The sequence below is a fragment of the Actinoallomurus iriomotensis genome (genome assembly GCF_030269445.1).
Lineage (GTDB): Bacteria > Actinomycetota > Actinomycetes > Streptosporangiales > Streptosporangiaceae > Actinoallomurus > Actinoallomurus iriomotensis.
The window spans coordinates 943027-949721 of sequence record NZ_BSTJ01000002.1 but is presented as its reverse complement, the minus strand read 5'-3'; the positions used below and the strand labels follow the sequence as shown (position 1 = coordinate 949721).

Genomic DNA, 6695 nt, shown 5'->3' with positions numbered 1-6695 from the left:
TGACCACGATCGGCAGTGTCCTGGTGGTGTTGAAGGTCAATTCCTTCTGGCAGGACGCCATCGCCGGCCTGCTGCTCCTCCTGGCCATCAGCGTGGACCGTCTGCTGTCCCTGCGCGTCACCCGCGCGCTGCGAAGGAGGAACGCCCGCCATGGCGCCTGACGCGTCCGCCAAGACCGCACCGGCTCTCCGTACCCGGCTGATCCGCTGGGACGTCATCGTCACGGCGCTGCTCATCGTGGTGTTCGTCGGCGGTTCCCTCGGCACGCCCGACTTCGCCACGAGCGACAACCTCTCCTTCGCCCTCGATGACCTGTCCGAGATCGCACTGATCGCATTGCCCATGACCCTGCTGGTCGTGGCGGCCGAGGTGGACCTGTCCGTCGCCTCCGTACTCGGCATGTCCAGCGCGCTGCTCGGTGCCCTGTGGGACGCCGGTTGGGCGATCGAGACGATCGTCCCGCTGCTGATCGTCGTCGGCGCGGCCGCCGGGCTGGTCAACGGATTGCTCGTCACGCGGCTCGGGTTGCCGTCGCTGGCCGTCACGATCGGCACGATGACCCTCTACCGCGGGCTCGCCTACGTCCTGCTGGGGACCAAGGCGGTCGCGGAGTTCCCGCAGAACTACGCGGACCTGGCCACCAAGACCGTGCCCGGCACCCCGATCCCGTACCCCTTCGCGCTGTTCGTCGTGCTGGCCCTGCTCACCGCGGCGGTCCTGCACGCGACCGGTGCGGGCCGGGCGATCTTCGCGATCGGTGCGCAGGAGGAGGCCGCGTTCTTCGCCGGCATCCGGGTCAAGCGCATCAAGCTGCTGCTCTTCGTCATCTCCGGTGTGGTCTCGGCCTTCGCCGGAGTGATTTACACCCTGCGGTACGGCAGTGCCCGCGCCGACAACGGCCTGGGCATGGAGCTGGCCGTCATCGCGGCGGTGCTGCTGGGCGGGGTCGACTTCGACGGCGGCAAGGGCACCCTCGGCGGCGTCGTCGCCGGCGTCCTGCTGATCGGCCTGCTCCGCAACCTGCTCATGCTCCATGACGTCGCGACCGAGATCCAGTCGATCGTCACGGGACTGCTCCTCATCGTCTCGGTGCTCACGCCGCGGATCGTGGCGGCGGTACGCGAGGCGCGGCGAATTCCCCGCGGGTCCCTCACCGCCTCCTCCTCCACGTAAGGGAGTTGACATGCTGAAACGTCCAATGGCGGCCGTGGCGCTCGTGGCCGCGCTCGCCGTCGGCGCCGCCGCCTGCGGCGGCACGACCAAGAACTCGACCGCGAAGGACGGCGGCAACGCCGCGACGAGCGGCAAGAAGGCCGACCCGAACGCCCCGATCAAGCAGAACCTGAAGCTGGCGTTCCTGCCGAAGCAGGTCAACAACCCGTACGAGACGATCGTCGACAACGCCGGCATCGCCGCGGCCAAGGGCTTCTACGCCCAGGCCAAGGAGGTCGGCCCGTCCGACGCGTCGGCGTCGTCGCAGATCTCCTACCTCAACACGCTGATCCAGCAGCGGCAGGACGCGATCCTCATCGCGGCCAACGACCCGAACGCCGTATGCGGGCCGTTGAAGCAGGCGATGTCGCGGAAGATCGCGGTGGTGTCGTATGACTCCGATGCCGCCAAGGAGTGCCGGGACGTCTTCATCAACCAGGCGAGTTCCGAGGAGATCGGGCGCAGCGAGATCAAGGTGATGTCGGACCTGATCGGCGGCAAGGGCAAGATCGCGATCTTGTCGGCGACGGCGAACGCGACGAACCAGAACACCTGGATCGAGTTCATGAAGGACGAGTTGAAGAAGCCGGAGTACTCCGGCATCCAGCTCGTCAAGGTCGCCTACGGCGACGACGATGACCAGAAGTCGTTCCAGCAGACCCAGGGTCTGCTCCAGGCCTACCCGGACCTGAAGGGCATCATCGCCCCGACCACGGTCGGCATCGCCGCCGCGGCCCGTTACGTCTCGAGCTCGAAGTACAAGGGCAAGGTCGAGGTCTCCGGCCTGGGCACGCCGAACCAGATGCGCAAGTTCGTCAAGGACGGCACCGTGCACAAGTTCGAGCTGTGGGACCCGGGCAACCTGGGCTACCTCGCGGCGTACGCGGCCGCGGCGCTCGTCTCCGGGCAGATCACCGGCGCCCAGGGGGAGACGTTCAAGGCCGGCAAGCTCGGCTCGCGCACGATCGGCAAGGACGGCGAGGTCATCCTCGGCCCGCCGACCGTCTTCGACAAGAGCAACATCGACAACTACCACTTCTAGGACGCTCGGCGCGGGGGCGGGGCCGGTGGCCCCGCCCCGTGCGTCCGACGGCTTTCCACCTGGCATGAAGCTCGTAGGAACCGGGGTTTCTCGTGACCGACACAAAGGCCGTCAAGGCGGCACTGCGGACCCAGCACATCGAGACGCCGTCGTGGGCGTACGGGAACTCGGGCACGCGTTTCAAGGTGTTCGCCCAGGAGGGTGTGCCGCGTACGCCGCAGGAGAAGATCGATGATGCGGCGCAGGTGCATCGGTTCACGGGTGTGGCGCCGACGGTGGCGTTGCACATCCCGTGGGACCGGGTGGAGGACTACGCCGCGCTGGCCGTCTACGCCCGTGACCGTGGTGTACGGGTCGGTGCGATCAACTCGAACGTCTTCCAGGATGACGACTACATGCTGGGCAGTGTCACCAACCCGGATCCGGCCGTACGTAAGAAGGCGTTGAACCATCTGCTGGATTGCGTCGACATCATGGACGCGACCGGGTCGCGGGACTTGAAGCTGTGGTTCTCCGACGGCACGAACTATCCGGGTCAGGATGACATCCGGGCCCGGCAGGACCGGCTCGCCGAGGCCTTGGCCGCCGTCTATGAGCGGCTCGGAGACGACCAGCGGTTCCTGTTGGAGTACAAGCTGTTCGAGCCGGCGTTCTACAGCACCGATGTGCCGGACTGGGGCACCTCCTACGCCCACTGCCTCAAGCTCGGACCCAAGGCGCAGGTGGTCGTCGACACCGGGCATCACGCGCCGGGGACGAACATCGAGTTCATCGTGGCGTTCTTGTTGCGGGAGGGAAGGCTCGGCGGGTTCGACTTCAACTCCCGGTTCTACGCCGATGATGACCTGATGGTGGGTGCGGCCGATCCGTTCCAGTTGTTCCGGATCATGCATGAGGTGATCCAGGGCGGCGGGTTCAGCGACGAGATCGCGTTCATGCTCGATCAGTGTCACAACATCGAGCCGAAGATTCCCGGTCAGATCCGTTCGGTGATGAACGTTCAGGAGGCCACGGCCAAGGCGCTGCTGGTCGATGGGGAGGCGCTGCGGGCCGCGCAGCGGGCCGGGGACGTGCTGGGCGCCAACGCGGTGTTCATGGACGCCTACAACACCGACGTCCGCCCCCTCCTCGCCGAACTACGCGAGGAGATGGGCCTGGACCCGGACCCGATGGCGGCCTACGCCCGGTCCGGCTACTTCGAAAAGATCCGCGACGAGCGAAGAGAAGGGCAGGCGGCGGGATGGGGCGCCTAGCACCGGTCCTGGCCGCCGCCGTACTGGTGGTCGCGGCGGCGCCGGCGGCGCACGCCGACACCGGGCTGCGCGTGTCGGACCTGGAGACCGAGCACGCGACGAACCCGATCGCGGTCGCCGCGGCCAAGCCCCGGCTGGGCTGGCTGCTCGGCTCCGCCGAGCGCGGCCAGCGGCAGACCGCGTACCGGATCGAGGTCCGTGCGGGTGGACACCGTGTCTGGGACTCCGGGAAGGTCGCCGGCGCGCGCAGCTACGACGTGTCGTACGGCGGGCCCGCGCTCAGCCCCGCCACCCGGTACACCTGGCGCGTCCGCGTCGCCGACGCGCACGGCCGATGGTCGCCGTGGAGCGGCACCGCCTGGTTCGAGACCGCGTTCACCGGCTGGCACGCGTCGTGGATCGGCGCACCGGCACAGGACTCCACCGCGCCGGACCTGACCGGCACGAACTGGATCTGGTATCCCGAGGGCGACCCCGCCACGAGCGCCCCCGCCGGCACCCGCTACTTCCGGCGCACCTTCGACCTGACGAGCGTGCCGGCCGGGTCGCGCCTGGTGATGACCGGCGACGACGGATTCACCGCGTGGGTGAACGGCACCGAGGTGGGCGGCCGCGAGCCCGATCCGAACCTGGAGAACTGGCGCCACCCCATCGTCGTGGACGTCACGGACCAGCTCCGTACCGGCACCAACACCATCGCCGTCGCCGACACGAACGGCAAGGTCAGCGCAGCCGGGCTGCTCGGCCGGCTGGAGCTGGGCGAACAGAGGATCGACACGGACGGCTCGTGGAAGGTCACCGACAAGGAGCCGTCGGGCGACTGGAAGGCGGCCGGCTTCGACGACTCGGCGTGGCCGGCGGCCAAGGTGCTCACCGCCTGGGGCGGGGCGCCGTGGGGCAAGGTGTACGCGGACGCGCCCACGCTGCCCGAGCCGCTGCTGCGCAAGGACTTCACCGCCGGGCCCAAGAAGATCGCCCGCGCCCGCCTGTACGCGGCCGCCGGCGGCTACGAGGAGCTGAGCCTCAACGGCCGTAAGGTCGGCGACGAGGTCCTCGAACCCGGCTTCACCCGGTACGACAAGCGCGTCGAGTTCGTCACGCACGACGTCACCGCGATGCTGCGGAGCGGCGCCAACACCATCGGCGCCCGCCTCGGCCGCGGCTTCTACGGCATGACGCAGCAGAACACGTGGAACTGGCACCAGGCGCCCTGGCACGGCGAGCCGAGGCTGCTCGCCCAGCTCGTCCTCACCTACGCGGACGGCAGCACGCAGACGGTGGCCAGCGACGGCACCTGGCAGTACGCCGAGGGCCCGGTGCGCTTCGACTCCCTGTACGGCGGAGAGAACTACGACGCCCGCGCCGACCGGCCCGGCTGGAACACTCCCGGCTACGACGCCACGACGTGGCGACCGGCCGCCACACTGCCCGCGCCCGCCGGCGCCGTCGTTCCGGAGGAACACGAGCCGATCCGCGTCACGGACACCATCCGGCCCGTCTCGGTCACCAGCCCCAAGCAGGGCACGTACGTGGTGAAGCTGCCGGCCAACATCGCGGGCTGGGCGCGCATCCGCGTGCACGGCCCGGCCGGCACGACGGTGAGCATGAAGTACGGCGAGAAGCTGAACGCCGACGGCACCGTGAACTCCGTCAACGGCTTCGTCACCGGACAGTTCCAGACCGACCAGTACACGCTGTCCGGCCGGGGCATCGAGACGTGGGAGCCGCGCTACAGCTATCAGGGCTTCCAGTACATCGAGGTCACCGGCTGGCCGGGCACGCTGACCGCCGACGACATCGACGGCCGCGAGGTCCACTCCGACGTCCGCTCGGTCGGCTCGTTCGACAGCTCCAACGCGCTGTTCGACCGGCTGCACCAGATGACCCGGCAGACGGTCCTGAACAACTGGTACGGCATCCCGACAGACACACCGATGTACGAGAAGAACGGCTGGACCAGCGACGCCCAGCTCATGGCCGCCACCGACACGGACGAGTTCGACCTGCGCCGCCTGTACGAGAAGTGGCTCACCGACATCCGTGACAGCCAGGGTTCGAACGGCATCGTCCCCGGCATCGCGCCGGACAACGGCTGGGGACTCGGCTACTACGGCCAGGCGCCGCCGTGGCACGCCGCGTTCACCATGATCCCCTGGCTGATGTACGAGCGTTACGGCGACCGCGACACGCTGAGCGCCAACTACCCGGCGATGCGCAGGTATCTCGACGGCTGGCTGGCGACCTCCACGAGCGGCGTGTACGGCAGTTCGCTCAACGACTACCTCGCACCCGGGTACGGCGGGAACAGCCCGGAGGACCCGAAGCTGGCCGGTACCGCCTACACCTACGCCAACACGCTCGCGGTGGCGAACGCCGCGGAGGCGCTCGGCCACCCGGACGACGCCGCCCGGTACCGCGCGGCCGCCGCGAAGATCCAGACCGCGTTCAACGACACGTTCCTGCGCGGCGACGCCTACGTGACCGGCTCGGACCCCGACTACCGGCAGACGAACGCGCTGCTGCCCCTGGCGTTCGGCATGGTGCCGGCGGAGTCGGTGAAGGCGGTCACCGACCGGCTGGTCAAGGACATCACCGACCGCGGCGACCACCTGAACACCGGCGCGCTCGGCACCCGGTTCATCCTCGACGAGCTGACCAAGCGCGGCCAGGGCGAGCTGGCGTACAAGGTCGCGAACCAGCAGACCTATCCCGGCTGGGGCTACTGGGTGAACAACGGCGCGACCACGCTGTGGGAGCGCTGGGACCTCGACGCGCGCTCCCACGACCACGTGTTCCTCGGCGGCGCCGTCGACGACTGGTTCTTCACGGGCCTGGCGGGCATCTCACCCGCCGCGCCCGGTTACGACCGGATCGCGATCGCGCCACAGCCGCTCGGCGACCTGACGTACGTCGACGCGGCCACCCGCACGCCGCACGGCCGGGTGGCCGTGCACTGGAAGCGCGCCGGTGGGGTGCTCACCCTCAGCGTCGAGGTGCCGGTCGGGGCGACCGCCGAGGTCACCGTGCCCGGCACCGGACCGGTCGGCCTGCCACCCGGGGCGCGTCCGCTGGACGGCCGGCGGTACGAGGTGGGCTCGGGTTCATACGAGTTCCAGGTGAGGAGCGTGCGGTGACGGACGATCCGCCCGAAGTACAGCGGTCGCTCCGACCGCACCTGCCGGTGGACG

The 6695-nt window shown here is 69.2% G+C and carries 4 protein-coding genes; all 4 read left to right on the top strand.

The annotated features are described in order from the left end of the window. The first annotated feature begins 150 nt into the window (after window positions 1-150). The 4 genes from QSK37_RS12960 to QSK37_RS12945 all read left to right on the top strand — a co-directional run bounded on the left by QSK37_RS12960 (window position 151) and on the right by QSK37_RS12945 (window position 6641). Complete coding sequence (locus QSK37_RS12960) at window positions 151-1173, top strand: ABC transporter permease (RefSeq protein WP_285620076.1); 1023 nt, start codon at window positions 151-153, stop codon at window positions 1171-1173. 10 nt (window positions 1174-1183) lie between these two features. After that, window positions 1184-2254, top strand: coding sequence for a rhamnose ABC transporter substrate-binding protein (rhaS, locus tag QSK37_RS12955; protein WP_285620075.1), 1071 nt, complete (start codon window positions 1184-1186; stop codon window positions 2252-2254). A 92-nt stretch (window positions 2255-2346) separates the two neighbouring features. Next, window positions 2347-3507, top strand: a complete 1161-nt coding sequence (gene rhaI / locus QSK37_RS12950) for an L-rhamnose isomerase (RefSeq protein WP_285620074.1) — start codon at window positions 2347-2349, stop codon at window positions 3505-3507. Further along, window positions 3495-6641 (top strand): family 78 glycoside hydrolase catalytic domain, encoded by a 3147-nt coding sequence (locus tag QSK37_RS12945; RefSeq protein WP_285620073.1) that lies wholly within the window; start codon window positions 3495-3497, stop codon window positions 6639-6641. The genes rhaI and QSK37_RS12945 overlap by 13 nt, the downstream gene beginning before the upstream one ends. The last annotated feature ends 54 nt before the right edge of the window (window positions 6642-6695 follow it).